This is a genomic window from Rhodococcus sp. M8, from assembly GCF_015654185.1.
GTDB classification, from domain to species: Bacteria; Actinomycetota; Actinomycetes; order Mycobacteriales; family Mycobacteriaceae; genus Rhodococcus; species Rhodococcus aetherivorans.
Genome location: NZ_CP064065.1, coordinates 1903680 through 1921740, shown reverse-complemented (window position 1 = coordinate 1921740; position 18061 = coordinate 1903680). Strand labels below are relative to the sequence as shown.

Sequence of the window (18061 nt, the reverse complement as noted above, 5' to 3'; positions counted from 1 at the left end):
CCGCCGCCCTGCTCAGCCCATCCCGGTCATGCCCGCGGCGACGAGCCGCGCGATGCCGCCGAGTTCGTCGGGGGAAGGCCCGTCGAGGCCGAACAGCCGGTCGACCGTGGCGGCGGAGAACATCGCCGACACCCACGTCGTCGCGCAGGTGCGCAGGGTGCCCGGCTGTATCGGGCCGGGCACGCTGGCCTGCAGCACCCGCATGGTGGCCTCCTGCAGGGACGTCCGCAGCCGGCGCAGCGGGGTGCGCAGGCCCGGATGCGTCTCCGCCTCACGCCAGATCACCCGGAGCAGCGAGGAGTGGTGGGTGCGCAGGTCGAGGGCGGCGTCGAGGTTGACGAGGCTGGCCGCCGGGTCGCCGGGGGAGACGAGGCCGGTGACGTCCTGGATCGGTTCGGCCGGCAGCCGCTCGGCGACGAGCGTCTCGAGGATCGACTCCTTGGTCGGGAAGTAGTAGAAGATCAGTCCTTTGGGCACGTCCGCGGCGGCGGCGATCGCGGTCGTCGAGGTGGCGTCGAAGCCGTGGGCGGCGAAGAGGGTCTCGGCGGCGTCGAGGATGTGGACACGCGCGGCGTTGTCCCGCCGCGCGCGACGGCGCGGCGGTGTCGAGCCCGGGGTGCTCATGGCGCTCACTTCCGGGTGCACCGGCAAGGGTGTGAAGGCGCCGGGTTGTGGGACGGAGGGCGGTGTGGACGGAGGGCGAGGGCCTCGGCTCCCGCCCTCCGCGTGCGGAAGGCCGCTGTCGCGGCCTTCCGCACCGTGATCAGTGGTGCGTGGCCAGTCCGCCGTGTCCGTGCATCCGGGCACTCATCACGGGCAGTGCCGCCACCGCGACGACCACGGTGAGCACGCCCACCACCCAGGCCGTCCAGGATGCACCGCTGTACTCGGTGAAGCCCATGACCCAGGGGGAGAGGAACAGCAGCACGCCGAAGACGCCCATCGCGTAGTCGATCGCGGCCATGGTGGGCCGGACGATCTGCGCCAGTCCGGTCAGCGCGATCAGCACGCCGAGGACGATCAGGGTCCACATCGTCGTGTTGTCGTTGGCGACCCACAGCGGGGAGAGGGCGGTGAAGACGCCCAGGATCACGGCCACGTAGTCCTGTAGCCGGCTGTCGGAGAACATGTCGAGCCTCCTAGTGGGGATTGTGTCCTGACTTCGGTATAGACCTGATCGACCGGTCGGTCAATGGTGTGGGGGATTGCACTGCGGTAACGCTCCGGTGCAGTTGGGAGGGGTTTTTTGCGGATCGGTGACAGAGGGGGGAATGATCTCCGCGGTGCGTGTGTTCCACTAGATCGTTGCCTTGGCCAACGAACTGTCGGCCTTCCCGCACGAGTTCTCAGGAGGTCCGATGCCGGAGCCGACGCCGGGCCGCACCCTGCCACGCCGTTGCGGTTTCGCGGCGGTGGGCACGGCCAGCTTTCTACTCACCGCGTCGTCGTCCGCGCCCTCCCCGCTCTATCCGCTGTACCAGCAGCAGTGGGGTTTCTCCGCGGGAATGCTGACCGCCGTCTTCGCCGTCTACGCGCTTGCCCTGCTCGCCACGCTGCTGACGATCGGCTCGATCTCCGATCACGTCGGCCGCCGGCCGGTCCTGATCGGGGCGCTGCTGCTGCTCGTGGTGAGCATGGGCGTGTTCGTCCTCGCCGACGACGTGGGCTGGCTCGTGCTGGCCCGCGTGCTGCAGGGTCTCGCGGTCGGCGCGGCGACCGGCGCCGTCAGCGCCGCCGTGATCGATCTGCAACCGAACCCGCGCCTCGGATCCTTCGTCAACAGCGTGGCGCCGTCGCTCGGGCTCGCCCTCGGCGCCGCGGGGGCGGGCCTGCTCGTGCAGTTCGCGCCCCTTCCCACCGTCCTCGTCTATGCCCTCGTCGTCGTGATCGCGCTGGCGCTGTCCGTCGTGCTCGTCTTCGTCCCCGACCGGGCACCCGCGCCGGGCTTCGCGTCCCGCCGGGCCGCGCTGCGCAGCCTGCTGCCGAGCGCGTCGGTGCCCGCGGACGTGCGGGGCCCTTACCTGGTGATCCTGCCCGGTCTGCTGTCGGCGTGGTCGCTCGGCGGCCTCTACATGTCCCTCGGCCCGTCGATCGTGGGCACGGTCTTCGGTATCGGCAACCGCCTCGTCGCGGGGCTGGCGATCTTCACGCTCTTCGCCTCCGGTTCGGTTGCCGCGACGGTGCTGCGCGGCTCCGACCCGCGGCGCGTCGTCGTCGCGGGGACCGCGATCCTCGCCACCGGCGTCGGCGTCGTCGTGACCGCCGTGCTCGGTGGCTGGGCCGTCGCGTACTTCGCCGGTACCGCCGTCGCGGGCTTCGGCTGGGGGGCGGCGTTCCTGGGCGCGATGAACGTCATCGGCGCCCTGGCGGCGCCGCACGAGCGCGGGCGCCTGTTCGCCACCACGTTCGTCGTCTGCTACCTCGCGTTCTCCGTGCCCGCGGTGCTCGCGGGCCTGGCGACGGGCGCGTTCGGGCTGACCGCGACGACGCTGGGCTACGGCTGTGCCGTGATCGTGCTCGCCCTCGGGGCCGGGGCGGGCGTGGCGCTGCGCGGCCCGCGGCAGCCGGTCGCACAACTCGCGGAGGCACCGGTTCTCGTCCGCTGAGGCGGGGATTGCCGGCGCGTACACGCAGGGACCCTCCGTCCGGACGAGCCGGACGGAGGGCCCCTGCGCCGTCTCAGAAGACGATCTTGACCGTGTCCGTCACCGGGTGGGCCTGGCAGCCGAGCACGTAGCCGGCCTCGATGTCCTCGGGGTCGAGGATCTCGCAGTTGTCCATCTCGACCTTGCCCTCGAGGACGGTGCAGGCGCACGAACCGCACTCGCCCTCCTGGCAGGAGTAGGGCACGTCGATGCCCTTGGCGAGCATGATGTCGACCAGGGTCTGGGAGCGCGGCCACGGGATCGTGTGGGTCTCGCCGTCGAGCTCGACCTCCACGGTCGCGGCGTCGGCCGCCTCCTCGTCGCTCACCTCGACGGGGGTGTGGTCGGCGAACGGGTCTCCCGCGAGGGAGTTGAACACCTCCGCGTGCACCTGGGAGCGCGGCATGCCTGCGGCCTGCAGCGCCCGGTGCACGGCGTCCATGAACGGACCGGGTCCGCACATGAACGCCTCGTGGCTCGTGTACGGGGTCACCAGGGTGGCGAGCTGGTCGGCGGACGGCAGGCCCTGCACGGACTCGAGCCAGTGCACGACGGTGAGCCGGGTGGGGTACTTCTCCGCCAGCGCCCGCAGCTCGTCCGCGAAGATGATCGACGCCTCGTCGCGGTTGGCGTAGACCAGCACGACCGTGCCCGAGCCCTGGGTCAGTGCCGACTTGAGGATCGAGATGACGGGAGTGATGCCGCTGCCGGCGCCGAACAGCAGGAAGTCGTGGTCGAGGGACTTCGGGGTGAACACTCCCGACGGCGGCAGTACCTCGAGTCGGTCGCCGGCGGAGATCCGGTCGCACAGCCAGTTGGACCCGTATCCGTCGACGGTCCGCTTGACCGTGACCTTGGGGGCGTCGTCGGTGTACGGGGAGCTGGCCAGCGAGTAACAGCGGGCCACGGAGCCGGTCTGCTCGCTCGGGATGCGCAGGGTCAGGAACTGTCCGGGCTTGTACGCGAACTTGTCCTGGAACTCGGCCGGCACGTCGAAGACGATCGAGCGCGAGTCCGGCGTCTCCTCGATGACTGCGGAGACGGTCAGGATCGCGGATCGCGAGCCGTGCGGCACCTCGACTGTCGTCATGGCCAGGTCGGTCCTTCCGTGGAGCGGGCGAAGCAATCTAGAACGCGTTCTAGTTTCAGGGTATCAGCAAGACGACGCTACCGGGACGGGGTGCACCGGGGTCCGGTCGGCTCCCGATCAGCGGGAACCGCACCTGCCCGATCGGGTAGGCCCGCGCGCTCGACCGGACGGCTTCGGTCCCGCGACCGGACGGTTCGGGCTCGAACCCCTTTCCGGGAGCGTGATCGGGCCCGAGAGTGGGGAAGGGAAGAGACGCCGGTCACACCGGCCGCCCCCTTCGAACCACCACTTCCAGCCGACACACCAGGAGAAACGCGATGGCCATCGAACTCAACCAGATCTGGGACTTTCCCATCAAGGAGTTCCACCCCTTCCCCCGGGCGCTGATGGGTGTCGGCGCCCACGACATCATCGGTGTCGAGGCGAAGAACCTGGGCTTCAAGCGCACCCTGCTGATGACGACCGGCCTGCGCGGCTCGGGCATCATCGAGGAGCTCATCGGCAAGATCGAGTACCAGGGTGTCGAGGTCGTCCTGTACGACAAGGTCGAGTCCAACCCCAAGGACTACAACGTCATGGAGGCCGCCGCCCTCTACCAGCAGGAGAAGTGCGACTCCATCATCTCCGTCGGCGGCGGCTCGAGCCACGACGCCGCGAAGGGCGCCCGCGTGGTCATCGCCCACGACGGCCGCAACATCAACGAGTTCGAGGGCTTCGCCAAGTCCACCAACAAGGAGAACCCGCCGCACATCGCCGTCTCCACCACGGCCGGCACCGGCTCGGAGACCTCCTGGGCGTACGTCATCACCGACACCTCGGACATGGAGCACCCGCACAAGTGGGTCGGCTTCGACGAGGCCACGATCGTCACCCTCGCCATCGACGACCCGCTGCTGTACTACACCTGCCCGCAGCACTTCACCGCCTACTGCGGCTTCGACGTCCTCGCCCACGGCTCCGAGCCGTTCGTCTCGCGGCTGGACTTCGCGCCGTCGCTCGGCAACGCCCTGTACTCGATCGAACTCGTCGCCAAGCACCTGCGCGAGGCCACCTTCGAGCCGCGCAACCTCAAGGCGCGCGAGGGCATGATGAACGCCCAGTACATCGCCGCGCAGGCCTTCAACTCGGGCGGCCTGGGCATCGTGCACTCCATCTCGCACGCCGTGTCCGCCTTCTTCGACAGCCACCACGGCCTCAACAACGCCATCGCCCTGCCGCGCGTGTGGGAGTACAACCTGCCCTCGCGCTACGAGCACTACGCCCGCATCGCCACCGCGATGGGCGTCGACACCCGCAACATGACCACCGTCCAGGCCGCGGACGCCGCGGTCGAGGCCGCCATCCGGCTCGCCAAGGACGTCGGGATCCCCGACAACTTCGGTCAGGTGCGCGTCGACTCGTACGAGAAGAACCGCATGAACACCGGCAAGTACGCCGGCCGCGGCGACGTCATCAAGGGCGACGAGAAGACCGTGCGGGCCATCTCCGAGCACATCCAGGGCGACTGGTGCACCCCGGGCAACCCGCGCGAGGTGACGGTCGAGTCGATGATCCCGGTCGTCGACCACTGCATCAACCGGTCCTACTGACCCACCTGCTCGACCGATCCCGTGCCCGGGGCGGGGCGACCCGCCCCGGGCACACCCACCTCCCTCGAGTGCCGACGACACAGGAGCACCGATGACCAGCTTCGCCAGCGGACCGGAACTCGCCGACGCGCTGCGCCGCCACGACTACATCGCCGACGACGAGTTCGCGGTCGTCGTTCACCTCGCCACCGCGCTCCAGCGGCCCCTGCTGCTCGAGGGCCCGGCCGGCGTCGGCAAGACCGAGCTGGCCAAGGCGCTCGCCGCCGCCGGCGGGCGCAGGCTGGTGCGGTTGCAGTGCTACGAGGGCCTCGACGACAGCCGCGCGCTGTACGAGTGGGACTACGCCAAGCAGCTGCTGCACGTGCAGATGCTGCGCGACCGCATCGGCGAGCAGCTCGCCGCGTACCCCGACGTCGCCGAGGCGTCCCGGTTCCTCGCCGCGCAGGACTTCGGCCTGTACTCCGAGAAGTTCCTCGCCGTGCGCCCCCTGCTCGAGGCGATCCTCTCCCCGGAACCGGTGGTGCTCCTCGTCGACGAGGTGGACCGCACCGAGGAGTCCATGGAGGCGCTGTTGCTCGAGGTCCTCGCCGAGGGGCAGGTCACCATTCCCGAGGTGGGCACCTTCACGGCCCGGTCCTCGCCGTGGGTGATCCTGACCTCCAACGACACCCGCGAACTCTCGCCCGCCCTCAAGCGCCGCTGCCTGCACTACCACGTCGGTTATCCCACCCCCGAACGTGAGCGCGAGATCGTCACCGCCCGGGCCCCCGAGGTCGACACGGTGACTGCCGCCGAGGTGGTGGACCTGGCCCGCACCCTCCGGGACCTGCCGTTGCGCAAGAGCCCGTCCATCTCGGAGGTGATCGACGCCGCGCGCGCCGCGACCGTCCTGCGGCGAGGCGGCGGCGACCACACCTCCCTCCGGCAGATCCGCGACATCCTGCTCGCGACGCTCCTCAAGTACACCGGCGACGCCGACCTGGTCCGCGCACGTCTCGACGGGAGTCCGGCCGAGGCCGCCCCGGCCCCGGCCGAACCGGCGGGGGAGCGGCCCGAGCGGGCCACCGTCGCGTCCCGGCCGGCCAACACGACCACCGCGGTGTTCCGGGGGCGCGGCGGTGGCGGCGGCCGCGGCGGCGTCGGCATCGGCGCGCGGCGGTGACGCGATGCCCGTGACGCCGCTGGCGACGATGCGCACCTCGTATCCCCTCGACGTGGTCGCCGCCGTGTTCGGGCGCCTGCTGCGCCGGCACGGGGTGTCGGCCTCGCCCGCCGAGACCATCGAGGTGCGCCGCGTGCTCGGCCTGGTCGGGGCCCGCGACCGCGACGTCCTGCGGGCCTGCCTGCGTGCGGTGTGCGCGAAGTACCCGCACGAGCAGCCCGGCTTCGACCGGGCCTTCGACGCGCTGTTCGCGGCGACGGATGCGGCCGGGGCCGCGGGCGAGAAGTCCACGCCCCGGGCGCAGTTCGCCGAGGCCCTGCCCACCGCGCTCGAACTCGACGACGATCCGGAGATCGCCCGCTACGCCGAATACAACGATCGTGCCGCGGAGGTCGGCGACCACTTCGACACCCCCGAGGCGGACAAGGGTTTCAATCCGCACAAGGACGACGACGATGTCTCCATGACGTCGTCGGACGCCGCCCTGTCCGTGGACACCGGAGCCGACTCGGGGCGGCGCGGGGTCACCTACACCGTCGACGTGGATCGGGCCGGCGCCGCCGCCGTCGGCGAGCTGGCCGCGAATCCCGGGGCCGCCGTGGTCGGCTCGCTGTCCTGGGACGATCCGGAATCCATCCTCGCGTGGCTCGACACCTACGATCCGCGTCGTGCCTACGGCGACGACGAGGCCGACGAACCGCTCACCGCGGCGCAGCTGAACCGGCTCGTCGAGGCCGTCGAGGCGTTCGTCGCGGCACTGTCCCAGGCCGGACTCGGCGGCCCGCTGCCGGACGGCGAACCCGACGCCCCCGACACCGCCGGTGACGTCGCGTCCCGAGCCGAGATCGAGCTGGCGTGCCACGAGGTGCTGCGGCGGATGCGCGGACCGGCCCGGCCGGTGCCGCGCGAGTTCAGCCGCGGCCGCCTCGACATGCGCCGCACGGCCCGCGCCGGGATGCGCACCGACGGCGTACCGTTCCACCTGATCGTCCGCGCCCCGCGTCCGGACCGGGTCCGGCTGCTGATCCTGGCCGACGTGTCCCTGTCGGTGCGCCCGATCACCGCGTTCACGCTGCGCCTGGCCCAGGCCATGCACGGCCGGGCCCACCGCTGCCGGGTCCTGGCCTTCGTCGACCGGCCCGTCGACGTGACGCGGGAGCTGCTGGCGAGCACCGGTGACGGCGCCCTCGCCGCGGTCCTGGCGCACCCCGGCCTCGACCTCGAGGCGAGCAGCGACTACGGCCGGGTCCTCGACGAGCTGCTCACCGAGCACGCCGGGATCGTCGACTCGCGCACCAGCGTGCTCGTCGTCGGCGACGGCCGCTGCAACGGCCTGCCCTCCCGCGCCGACCGTCTCGCGGACCTGCGCCGTCGCGTGCACCGGCTCGCCTGGGTCACCCCGGAACCGCAGCGCTACTGGGCCCAGGCAACGTGCGCGATGCCCGAGTACGCGCCGGAATGCGATCGCGTCGTCGTCGCCCGGGACGCCGCCCAGTTGCTCTCCCGCGCGGCGGAGCTCGGGCACGCACTGCGTTGAGTGCGCGGCCCGTGCCGGCCGCCTCCGGCCCCGCTCCGGCGGGGGAACGGCCGATGGTTACCATGGACCGGTAAATACCCCCCGGGGTGTGTGTGCCGTCCGCCCACGCCACCGCCGGCGGACCGGCCGGCTTACGGGAGAGTGCTCCGGCACATCGGAATCCCGGGCACAGTTGAGGAAGACGACGATGCAGTTCGCGAAGAAGCACTATTCGATCCGTGAGGCCTACTGGATCTTCTACCGGGGCGTTCGATCGATGAAGCACCTGATCGGTGCCAGGAAGCGCGCCGAGCTGAGCCCCGAGTTCGTCGAACGGATCATGCTGGCGGTGACCGAGGTGAACGGCTGCGGCGCCTGCTCCTACGCCCACACGAAGATGGCCCTCGAGGCCGGAATGAGCAGCGCCGAGATCCGGAACATCCTGTCGGGGGTCCTCGACGACGTTCCCGACTCCGAGGTCGCCGCGGTCCTGTTCGCCCAGCACTATGCCGACACCCGGGGCAACCCCACGCCCGAGTCGTGGCACCGTCTCGTGGATGTCTACGGGAAGTCCGCCGCCGAGGGGATACTCGGGGCGGTGCGGGCGATCATGGTCGGCAACGCCCACGGAATCGCATGGACCGCGCTCCGCGGCCGGTTGAAGGGCAATCCGGATCCGCGCAGCAGCGTGGCGTACGAGGTCGTCATGTTGCTGATCGTCCTTGCGTTCCTGCCGATGTCCGTCGTGCACGCCTCGATCTCCGGCGTGCGCCGCGCGCCGATCGTGGAGTTCGCCAGGTAGGCCGGCGGGGGATCAGTGGTCGCGCTTCGTGAGCCGGACCCGGTCGGGGCGGAAGTGCTCGAGGGCCTCGTCGTAGTTCGCCCGTGCGAGCCGCTCCGACGTCCACCCCTGCGAGATCCACCGGTCCACGCCGAGCGGGTACCGGATCTCGACCCGGTGGGTGCCGCGGATCGCCAGGCGGCCCTCCGCGTCCTCCCGCGCCCTGACGTACGCGGCGAACTCACTGCCCAGCACCAGGGTGCGGTTGGGGCGTTCGATGACCGGATCCCCGACCCGCCGATCGGAGTGGAGCGCCCGGTACGCCGAGTCGAGCGCCGCGGTCTCGGTGTCGTGGACGTGCCATGTGACGCCGTCCACCTCGTGCCACCACACGATCCATCGGCCGTCGATGATGCTCTCCCAGGGTTGTTTCCGCCGGTGTGCAGCCCGTTTCCTGCGTATCCGGTCCACCCCTGCGACGTGCATCCTATATGTCCCGTTCCGGCGTGGTACGCGGTGGTGGCATTCACTTCGTATTCACCCCGCGGTCGGCGTCCGGAGGCTCCCGGGCACTCGGGCGTACCTACCCGATCGGGCAGGTACCGCACCTGCCGTTCGGCCCGGTGCCGCCCCGTCGTGGAGGGGCTAGGCTCGAAGCCACGTAAGCTGGATCACAGCAATCGGGATCGTCAGGAGTGCGTAGTGGCCGTCGCATCGGAGCACACCGCGACGACGCTGGCCAAGTTCCACGCCCCGGAGATCGTGTTCGGGATCGGTTCACTGGTCGAGGCGGCGCACGCGGCGGTGCGGCTCGGCGCGGTCCGGCCCCTGCTGGTCACCGACCCGGGCCTGATCGAGGCCGGCTGGGCCGACGAGCTTCGCGGCCACCTCGTCGAGCAGGGCCTCACCCCGATCGTGTGGGGTGACCTCACCCCCAATCCCAAGGACCACGAGGTCACGGCCGGGCACGAGACCTACCGGGCCCACGGTTGCGACGTGCTCGTCGCGCTCGGCGGCGGCTCGGTGATCGACGCCGCCAAGGGCATCGCGGTGCTCGCCGCCAACGGCGGCAGCATCCTCGACTACGAGGGCGTGGACCGGGCGGCGGCCCCGATCCCGCCGATGGTGGTGGTGCCGTCGACCTCGGGCACGGGCGCCGATGTCTCCCAGTTCTGCGTCGTCACCGACACCGTCCGCGGCACCAAGATCACCATCATCGGTCGTTCGCTGGTCCCGGACCTGACCGTGATCGACCCGCGGCTGCTCACGACCATGCCGGACGACCTGAACGCCGCCACCGGGCTGGACGCCCTGACCCACGGCGTCGAGGCCTTCGTCTCCCGCGCCCACAACCCGCTCACCGACCACCACGCCCTGCGTGCCGTCGGGCTCGTCACCGACACGCTGGTACGCACGATCGAGGACCCGCAGGAGATGGCGGCCCGATCGATCATGGCGCAGGCCAGCCTCGAGGCCGGCCTGGCTTTCACCAACGCGATCCTCGGCGCCGCGCACGCGATGAGCCACCAGGTCGGGGGCCTGCTCGACCTTCCGCACGGCGTCATCAACGGGGTGCTGCTCCCGCACGTCATCCGGTTCAACGCCGCGTCCGATCCCGAGCCGTTCGTCGCGATCGCCGCCGCTCTCGGACTCGAGGAGCACCGCGGCCCGGCCGTCGAAGCGGCACTCGCCGTCGCGGACCGGGTCGAACGGCTCGCCCGGGAGGTCGGGGTGCCGCGGGGGCTGCGGGAACTCGGGGTGCAGGCGACCGACCTCGAACGCCTGGCCGCCGGCGCGCTGCGCGACGCGTGCATGTCCACCAACCCGCGCGAGGCCACCCACGAGCAGATGGTGGCGCTGTTCCGGGCGGCGCTGTGACCGGGGCGGGCGGTGCCCGGTGACCGCGCCCGACCTGTCCCGGCTGACCGGCCTGCGCTCCGGCAAGCCCACGTTCTATCCCCAGTACCGCGGGGCTGCCGAACGCCTCGAGCGGGTCGTGCATGCGCTCGAGCTGATCTCGCGTGCCCTGGTGCGCACCGTCGAGGGCCCCGAGACCCTGATCTGCGCCGTGGCGGAGGCGGCACGCGCCCACCTGAGCGCCCGATGGGTGGTCTTCGCCCTCACCGACGGCACCCTGCCCGACGCGGGGCCGCGCCGCCTGGTCCTCGGCCCCGACGCCACCCCGTTCCTCGTCGACAACGTCGAGGGACCGCCCCTGCCGGACGACGTCGTGCGCTGCCTCGAGGACATCCGGTCGGGGTCGATCGGCCGGGACGCGGCCGTCGACACCCATCACGCGTTCGTGCCCATCGTCCTCGGCGGCGGAGTGGCCGGCGCGATCGCCGCGTGGACCCCGGAGCACCGCACGCTCGACGGCACCGATCACGCCGTGCTGTCGATCCTCGCCAGCCAGACCGCGGTGGCGCTGCAGAATTCCGCGCTCTATCAGCGGGGCCAGTTGTTGCTCGAGCGCGCGGAGCAGGCCTACCAGGAGGCGAACCGGGCGGCGGCGGACCTGCAGGCCCGTAACGCCGAACTCGAGGCCACGCTCCGGCAGTTGGAGCTGACCCAACGGCAGCTGGGCGCCGCCCACCGGCACCAGGCGCTCGACGAGGAACGCCACCGCATCGCGCGGGAGCTGCACGACAGCGTCACCCAGGCCGTGCTGTCCGCCGGCATGCAGATCGAGGTGTGCCGCAGCGACATTCCCGACACCGAGCGCGGCGAGCGCCTCGACCTGGCGAAGGAGCTCACGCGCCGCGCGGTCGAGCAGCTGCGGTCGGCGATCTACGCGCTCAACCACCCGTCCGACTCGGATCGCACGTCGCTGCCCGAGATGCTCGAGCAGCTCTGCGTCGCGCACACGCCGGGCGAACTCGACATCACGGTCCGGGTGGGCGGCACGCCGGTCGAACTGCCGGGCGAGGCCGAACACTCGCTGCTGCGCATTGCGGGGGAGGCGCTGTTCAACGCCGCGGTGCACGCCAACGCCCGGCGCGTGGTGCTGCGGCTGACCTACCGGCCCGACTCGGTGCTGTTGGCGGTCGCCGACGACGGCAACGGGGACCCGGCCCGGATGCGGCTGATGCTGCGCCTGGCCGCGGACAACGACTGGGACGGTCGGCATCGCGGTCTGGCCAACATGCAGGCCCGCGCACACGAGCTCGGCGGCACTCTCGAGGTGCGCCGCGCCCGCCTCGGCGGGGTACGGGTGGCGGTGCGCATCCCGGTGCCAGAACCGGCCCTCGATGCGGAGCGGGGCGCCGACGAGGCGACCGGAAACAACGGGAACAGTGCGGCGTCGGCACACGCGGCGCGGACAGGAGCACAGCGATGAACGTGGCAACCCCTCCCGGGACGGTGAACCGCACGGTCCGCATCGTTCTCGTCGACGACCACGCGATCCTGCGCCAAGGGCTGCGCTCGATTCTCGAACGGGAGCCGGACCTGGCGGTGGTGGGCGAGGCGTCGCACGAGGCCGAGGCGGTCGCGCTGGTGGACCGGGTCCGGCCCGACATCGTGCTGATGGACCTGAAGCTCTCGGCCGGCTCCGACTACGAGGGGCTGGCGTTGTGCGGGCAGCTGTCGGCGGCCCGCCCCGGCCTCGGGTTGCTGGTGCTCACCACGTTCCTCGATGAGCAGCTGGTCGTGCGGGCCGTGCACGCCGGGGCGCGCGGCTACGTCGTCAAGGACGTCGACACCACCGAACTCGTGCGCGCCATCCGCGCGGTGTCGCGCGGCGAGAGCGCCTTCGACTCGCGCAGTGCCGCGGCGGTGGTGCGGTCCCTCAACGGGCAGACCACGCCGCAGGAACAGCTCACCGATCGCGAGCTCGAGGTGCTGCGTCTGCTGGCCGCGGGCCTGTCGAACTCGAAGATCGGTGAGCGCCTTTTCATTTCGGGCACCACCGTGAAGTTCCACGTGAGCAACATCATGCGCAAGCTCGGGGTGAGCCGTCGCGCCGAGGCCGTGTACGCCGCCAGCAAGCGCGGGCTCATCTGACCGGTCCCTTCCGGGCGTGCCGGCGCACGGGCAGCGCGGGCGGGCGTGGACGCAGCGTGCGGTGCCCGGCCGGACGAGTCCGCGGCCTGCACCGGTGATCGGTGCAGGCCGCGGGTCGGGGCGAGTGGTCAGCTGCTGCCGAAGATCGGCGGGGTGCTGGGAACGGTGACGACGGGCGAGGCCTCCTGGACGATGTAGGCAGTGACGGGCAGGGGTGCCAGGTGTGGCAACCCCGCCGGGAGCACGCGGCGTGGGGTGCGGTGACTCGGTTCAGTCGAGGACTGCGGTGGCTTCGACCTCGACGAGGTGCTCGGGAGAGGACAGTGCTGCGACACCGATCAGCGTGCCCGGCGCTACGGGAGTGACGCCCAGCTTCGCGGCTGCCCGGGCGACGCCGTCGACGAACCCACTCATCTTGTCCGGAGTCCAGTCGACGACGTAGACGGTCAGCTTCGTCACGTCGGCGAAGGTGGCACCGACCGCGGCCAGGGCGGCTCCGACGTTGAGGTAGCTCTGCTCGACCTGGGTGGCGAGGTCGCCTGCGCCGATCGTGTTGCCGTCGGCGTCCCAGGCGACCTGCCCGGCGACGAAGACCAGCTTCGAGCCGGTGGCGACGGATACCTGGCGGTAGGCGTCGATCTTCGGCAGTTCGTTCGGGTTCACCAGGGTGATGGACATGCTGCCCACTTTCTCTCGGTCACTTGTGGTTACTCGGTAACCGTAGGAGAGTGTTGCCTGACGTGGAAGAACGCACTTTTCAGTAACTGGGGAACTCGATGGTGACCAAGCAGCTCAGCGGCCTGCCAGAAGATGCGGACCTGACGCGAGCAGACTCGCTGGCGCGGGAGATCTTCTCCGACGTCGCCAACAAGTGGGCGCTGTTGATCATCGAAACGATCGGTGACGGCACCCTGCGCTTCAGCGAGTTGCGCAAGGGCATCGACGGCATCAGCCACAAGATGCTCACCCAGAACCTGCGCATGATGGAGCGCAACGGCCTGGTCGAGCGGACGGTGTATCCCACGGTGCCGCCGCGGGTCGAGTACTGCCTCACCGAGCCGGGTCGGGCGCTCCGTGCGACGGTCGACGGAATGTGCGACTGGACGCAGCGATACCTCCGCGACATCGAAGAATCCCGCCGGCGCTTCGACGCCTGACCCGCCCGCGGGGGTGGCCCCGACCGTTGCGTCGGGCGGGGGAGGCGGGAAGCCCGGTGCGTAGTTCAGCAGGTCCCGGTGACGGCCACTCCGTCGAACCGCTCGCCGAGGAACTCGAACGCGTCCGGCAGGCCGAGCACCGCCGCCGACATGTGGTCGGGGCTCGGTGTCTCGACACGGCGTACCGGCGCACCCGCGGCGCAGTAGCGGTCGAGCGTGGCGTCGATGGCGCCCACCGGGATGAGTGCGTCGGTGGGGCTGTGCCATTCGAACACCGGCACGGTCGGCACGCCCGGATACAGCTCGAGGCTGTTCTCCTCCGCGATGGCGACCGCGTCGGCGTCGTCGGCCAGGCGGGCGTTGGTGCTCACCTGCCGCAGGCTGCCCCCGGCGCCGCGCGCGAGGATGTCGTTGGTGCAGGCATTGGCCAGCGCGTCACGCATCTCCACGCCCGCCGGGGTCAGGTCGGCGCTGATCCGCATCCGTTCGGGATACTCGCGTTCCAGACCCAGCGCGGCGGCGAACGCGAGACCGAAGGCGGGGTGCGGGTTCTCGCCGAGAGCCTCGGCCATCTTGCGGATGTTCATCGGCACGCCGCCCATCGCCGCACCCACCAGGTTCAGCTCGGGGGCGTAGGTCGGGGCCAGCGCCGCGGCCCACCCGGTGGCCATCCCACCGCCGGAGTAGCCGGCCAGCGCGACAGGGCTGTGGGCGAGCTGCAGTTCGGGGACCCGCTGCACGGCGCGGATGCCGTCGAGGGTGATCTGCCCGCCGAGGCGCGCCGCGCCGTAGGCGCTGTTCGGCCCGAGATGGTCCGGGATCGCGACCGTCCAGCCCCGCCGGAGAACGAGGTTGAGGGCGGGGGCTTCCCGGACGGCGAGGTTCGGGTCGCTCGCCCACAGCGTCTGCGACGGTGCGCAGTGCGTGCCGAGGGCGTTGATGACGTGCTGGAACGACAGCAGCGGGCCGTCCGGGGCCTTGCCGACGGGGGCGAGGACCGTCGTCACCGCGGGGATCGGGTGACCGGCCGAATCCGTCGACCGGAAACGCACCTGCCACGCCTCGACGTCGACGATGCCTGGCGGCGCGGGCACGCGCCGCACCTCGAGCGCATCGCCGGTGGGGGCGACGGCGATGTCGGCGGCCGCGCGGTAGAACGGGTCGGTCGGTGGCGCCGGGTAGACGGGTGCGGCCACCGCGGTTCCGGCACCGGCGAACGCGGCGCACGCCGCCACCGCGCCCGCCACCGCATTGCGGATTCCCCGACCGAGCCGTCCGGCCACGTCCCCCACCTCTCCAGCGCACCGACCGGTGCCGTTCCTCGAAACCAGTGATCCCGGCGAAGCCTAGGCGACCGATTTGCGAAGGTTCACCCGACCCCGCCCTCTCCGCGATTCGTCGCCACACGGACGCCGGTAGGGGCGTAGCCTCGGCAGCATGTCGGCGGCGATCTCCGTGGAACAGCTCGTCAAGTCGTTCGGAACCACCCGCGCTCTCGACGGCCTCGACCTCGAGGTCCGCCGGGGCGAGGTACACGGGTTCCTCGGCCCGAACGGCTCCGGGAAATCCACCACCATCCGTGTCCTGCTCGGGCTGCTGCGCGCGGATTCCGGCCGGGCCGAACTGCTCGGCGGCGACCCGTGGCGCAACGCGGTGGACCTGCACCGGCGGCTCGCCTACGTGCCCGGCGAAGTCAATCTGTGGCCCAATCTCACCGGTGGCGAGGCGATCGATCTGCTCGCCGGCCTGCGCGGCGGCATCGACGAACGCCGCCGAGCCGAACTGCTCGAACGCTTCGAACTCGACCCCACCAAGAAGGCCCGCACGTACTCGAAGGGCAACCGGCAGAAGGTCGCGATCGTCGCCGCGCTCGCCTCGGACGTGGAGCTGTTCCTGTTCGACGAGCCCACCTCGGGCCTGGACCCGCTCAAGGACGAGGTCTTCCGGGACTGCGTCCGCGAGGCCGTCGCCGACGGGTGTTCGGTGCTGCTGTCGAGCCACGTCCTCGCGGAGGTCGAGGCGCTGTGCGACCGGGTCACCATCATCCGGCAGGGCCGCACGGTCGAATCCGGCACGCTGACCGAACTGAGGCACCTGACCCGCACCTCGGTGGTGGCCGACACCGTGCGCCCGGTGGCCGGGCTGGACACGATGCCCGGGGTGCACGACCTGCAGGTGGACGGATTGCGGGTGCGGTGCGAGGTGGACACGGCGTACATGGACCCGGTGCTGCGCGAGCTGCTCGGCTTCGGCATCACGTCGCTCACCAGTACCCCGCCCACCCTGGAGGAGCTGTTCCTGCGGCACTACGGCGACGAACTGCCGGGCGAGCACATCCACCTGCCCGGCGAGCGGCTCGCGCACGGCCGGCCGGCCGCCGGCGAGGGAGCCGGCGCATGAATGCCGCCTTTGTCGGCACCGGCCGGCTGGTACGCCTGGCGGTGCGCCGCGACCGCGTGCAGCTGCCGGTGTGGCTGGCTGCGATCGCGATCGTCTACGCGATCTCGGTGTCGAGCCTGAAGGGGCTCTATCCGGCGCAGGAAGACCTGCACCTCATCGCCGTCAGCTCCGCTGTGTCCCCGGTGGTGCTGGCCACCAACGGCCTGGTCTCCGGCGACAGCCTCGGAGCGGTCGTCGCGGCCCAGACGCTGCTGTTCCTGGCGCTGGCGGCGGGCCTGATGAGCACCATGGCCGTGGTGCGGCACACCCGGCAGAACGAGGAGACCGGCCGCGCCGAACTGGTCGGGGCCAATGTGGTCGGTCGGCGGGCCCTGCTCACCGCCGCCCTGATCGTTGTCGCCGCGGCGAATGTCGCGCTCGCGTTGCTGCTCACGGTCGTCTCTCTCGGTTTCGGACTGCCGCTGTCCGGATCGCTGGCGCTCGGAGCGGCCACCGGGGCGGCCGGTGTCGCGTTCGCGGCCGTCGCGGCCGTGACCGCGCAGGTCGCCGAGGGCGCCCGGGCCGCGAACGGGCTGGCCGGCGCGGCGCTGGGGGTTGCGTTCCTGCTCCGCGCCGTCGGCGACAGCGCGGGCACCGTAGACCCGGGCGGGGTCAGCGTCACGAGCATGTGGCTGTCGTGGCTGTCACCGATCGGGTGGGCGCAGCAGATCCGGCCGTACGACGTGGACGCGTGGTGGATCCTGCTGCTGTTCGCCGCATTCACCGCCGCGACGACGTGGACCGCGTACGTGCTGACCGGCAGGCGGGATCACGGAGCCGGGTTGGTGCAGCCGCGGCCGGGGCCGGACCGGGCGGCGACGTGGCTGCCCACCGCCGCGGGCTTCGCGTGGCGGGTGCAGCGCACGACGCTGATGTGGTGGGCGCTCGGCATTGCGGTCCTCGCCGCCACCTACGGCAGTGTCGCGAACGAGATGGACAACTTCCTCGACGAGGAGGGTGCCGTCGCCGACATGATGAAGCAGCTCGGCGGCGGGGCCGAGGCGATCACCGACGCGTACTTCGCGATGATCTTCCTGATGATGGCGTTGTTCGCCAGCGGATACGCGGTGCAGGCGGTGCTGCGGATGCACGGGGAGGAGACGTCCGGCCGGGTCGAGCCGGTGCTGTCGACGGCCCTCGGGCGGGTGCCGTGGATGCTCGCGCACATCGCCGTGGTGACGGTGGGAGTGATTGTGCTGCAGGTCGTCACGGGCGTCGCGTTGGCCGTCTCCTACGGAATGACGATCGGCGACATCACCGGTCCGCTCGGCAATCTGCTGCCCGCCGCGCTGGCGTTCGTGCCGGCCGTGCTCCTGGTCGGCGCGATGGCGGTGCTGTGCGTCGGGGTGGCGCCGCGCCGGGCGTCGAGCGTCGCATGGGGCGTCTTCGCCGTGTGGTTGATCATCGGGCAGCTCGGCGCCCTGCTGGACCTGCCCCAGGCGGTGCTGGACCTGTCGCCGTTCGTCCACGTCCCGGCCCTGCCGGCCGCGGACATGCGCCCGCTGCCGCTGCTGGTGCTGCTGCTCGTCGCCGTGGCGACCGCGACGGCGGGTGTGAGCGCGATGCGCCGCCGCGACCTCGTCGTCCAGTGACCGCCCGCGGCGGCGACCGAATGTCACATCGCGGCGATCCGACTGCCGCGATGTGACATTCGGTCACTGCGGAGGAGGCCGACTCGGG

At 71.4% G+C, this 18061-nt stretch carries 17 protein-coding genes; 11 read left to right on the top strand and 6 right to left on the bottom strand.

Features of this window, described 5'->3' with window-relative positions; translation table 11 throughout:
• Window positions 1–12: 12 nt before the first annotated feature.
• The gene (locus tag ISO16_RS08420) at window positions 13–624 is read right to left on the bottom strand and encodes a TetR/AcrR family transcriptional regulator (protein WP_029545013.1); all 612 of its coding nucleotides are present in this window, start codon (window positions 622–624) and stop codon (window positions 13–15) included.
• A gap of 139 nt (window positions 625–763) precedes the next feature.
• Window positions 764–1129, bottom strand: a complete 366-nt coding sequence (locus ISO16_RS08415) for an SPW repeat domain-containing protein (RefSeq protein ID WP_006939196.1) — start codon at window positions 1127–1129, stop codon at window positions 764–766.
• Between the two features lie 229 nt (window positions 1130–1358).
• On the opposite strand from ISO16_RS08415, the gene ISO16_RS08410 reads away from it, so the two are divergent.
• Complete coding sequence (locus tag ISO16_RS08410; protein WP_072635716.1) at window positions 1359–2606, top strand: MFS transporter; 1248 nt, start codon at window positions 1359–1361, stop codon at window positions 2604–2606.
• A 73-nt stretch (window positions 2607–2679) separates the two neighbouring features.
• Here the strand turns inward: ISO16_RS08410 and ISO16_RS08405 are convergent, their stop codons facing one another.
• Window positions 2680–3735 carry a ferredoxin--NADP reductase gene (locus ISO16_RS08405; protein WP_006932856.1) on the bottom strand — a complete coding sequence of 352 codons (1056 nt, stop codon included), beginning with the start codon at window positions 3733–3735 and terminating at the stop codon, window positions 2680–2682.
• A gap of 317 nt (window positions 3736–4052) precedes the next feature.
• On the opposite strand from ISO16_RS08405, the gene mdo reads away from it, so the two are divergent.
• The 4 genes from mdo to ISO16_RS08385 all read left to right on the top strand — a co-directional run bounded on the left by mdo (window position 4053) and on the right by ISO16_RS08385 (window position 8804).
• A complete protein-coding gene (gene mdo / locus ISO16_RS08400) occupies window positions 4053–5324 on the top strand; it encodes an NDMA-dependent methanol dehydrogenase (RefSeq protein ID WP_006932857.1) in 1272 nt (423 codons plus the stop codon).
• A gap of 91 nt (window positions 5325–5415) precedes the next feature.
• On the top strand, window positions 5416–6486 hold the full coding sequence (locus ISO16_RS08395; RefSeq protein ID WP_006932860.1) for a MadB family AAA-type ATPase: 1071 nt from the start codon (window positions 5416–5418) through the stop codon (window positions 6484–6486).
• Between the two features lie 4 nt (window positions 6487–6490).
• Complete coding sequence (gene madC, locus ISO16_RS08390) at window positions 6491–8023, top strand: MadC family VWA domain-containing protein (RefSeq protein WP_072635814.1); 1533 nt, start codon at window positions 6491–6493, stop codon at window positions 8021–8023.
• Between the two features lie 187 nt (window positions 8024–8210).
• On the top strand, window positions 8211–8804 hold the full coding sequence (locus ISO16_RS08385) for a carboxymuconolactone decarboxylase family protein (protein ID WP_006932864.1): 594 nt from the start codon (window positions 8211–8213) through the stop codon (window positions 8802–8804).
• Between the two features lie 12 nt (window positions 8805–8816).
• On the opposite strand, the gene ISO16_RS08380 is transcribed toward ISO16_RS08385, so the two are convergent.
• Window positions 8817–9161 carry a hypothetical protein gene (locus ISO16_RS08380; RefSeq protein WP_230304502.1) on the bottom strand — a complete coding sequence of 115 codons (345 nt, stop codon included), beginning with the start codon at window positions 9159–9161 and terminating at the stop codon, window positions 8817–8819.
• Window positions 9162–9485: 324 nt separating this feature from the next.
• Here ISO16_RS08380 and ISO16_RS08375 point away from each other — a divergent pair, with 324 nt between their 5' ends.
• The 3 genes from ISO16_RS08375 to ISO16_RS08365 are packed head-to-tail and all read left to right on the top strand — an operon-like array spanning window position 9486 to window position 12785.
• Entirely contained in the window at window positions 9486–10661 is a 1176-nt protein-coding gene (locus ISO16_RS08375) for an iron-containing alcohol dehydrogenase (RefSeq protein ID WP_006932868.1), read from the top strand.
• A gap of 19 nt (window positions 10662–10680) precedes the next feature.
• Window positions 10681–12120, top strand: coding sequence for a MadS family sensor histidine kinase (locus ISO16_RS08370; protein ID WP_072635715.1), 1440 nt, complete (start codon window positions 10681–10683; stop codon window positions 12118–12120).
• On the top strand, window positions 12117–12785 hold the full coding sequence (locus tag ISO16_RS08365; RefSeq protein ID WP_006932871.1) for a MadR family response regulator transcription factor: 669 nt from the start codon (window positions 12117–12119) through the stop codon (window positions 12783–12785). The genes ISO16_RS08370 and ISO16_RS08365 overlap by 4 nt, the downstream gene beginning before the upstream one ends.
• A gap of 270 nt (window positions 12786–13055) precedes the next feature.
• Here ISO16_RS08365 and ISO16_RS08360 read toward each other — a convergent pair whose 3' ends face one another.
• The gene (locus ISO16_RS08360; protein ID WP_029545001.1) at window positions 13056–13463 is read right to left on the bottom strand and encodes a RidA family protein; all 408 of its coding nucleotides are present in this window, start codon (window positions 13461–13463) and stop codon (window positions 13056–13058) included.
• 98 nt (window positions 13464–13561) lie between these two features.
• Here ISO16_RS08360 and ISO16_RS08355 point away from each other — a divergent pair, with 98 nt between their 5' ends.
• On the top strand, window positions 13562–13942 hold the full coding sequence (locus ISO16_RS08355; RefSeq protein WP_006932876.1) for a winged helix-turn-helix transcriptional regulator: 381 nt from the start codon (window positions 13562–13564) through the stop codon (window positions 13940–13942).
• Window positions 13943–14007: 65 nt separating this feature from the next.
• Here ISO16_RS08355 and ISO16_RS08350 read toward each other — a convergent pair whose 3' ends face one another.
• Window positions 14008–15225, bottom strand: coding sequence for a lipase family protein (locus ISO16_RS08350; RefSeq protein WP_170914104.1), 1218 nt, complete (start codon window positions 15223–15225; stop codon window positions 14008–14010).
• A 154-nt stretch (window positions 15226–15379) separates the two neighbouring features.
• On the opposite strand from ISO16_RS08350, the gene ISO16_RS08345 reads away from it, so the two are divergent.
• Together ISO16_RS08345 and ISO16_RS08340 are read left to right on the top strand one after the other, a co-directional pair.
• A complete protein-coding gene (locus ISO16_RS08345; RefSeq protein WP_006932880.1) occupies window positions 15380–16342 on the top strand; it encodes an ABC transporter ATP-binding protein in 963 nt (320 codons plus the stop codon).
• Window positions 16339–17973 (top strand): ABC transporter permease, encoded by a 1635-nt coding sequence (locus ISO16_RS08340; RefSeq protein WP_072635713.1) that lies wholly within the window; start codon window positions 16339–16341, stop codon window positions 17971–17973. The genes ISO16_RS08345 and ISO16_RS08340 overlap by 4 nt, the downstream gene beginning before the upstream one ends.
• The last annotated feature ends 88 nt before the right edge of the window (window positions 17974–18061 follow it).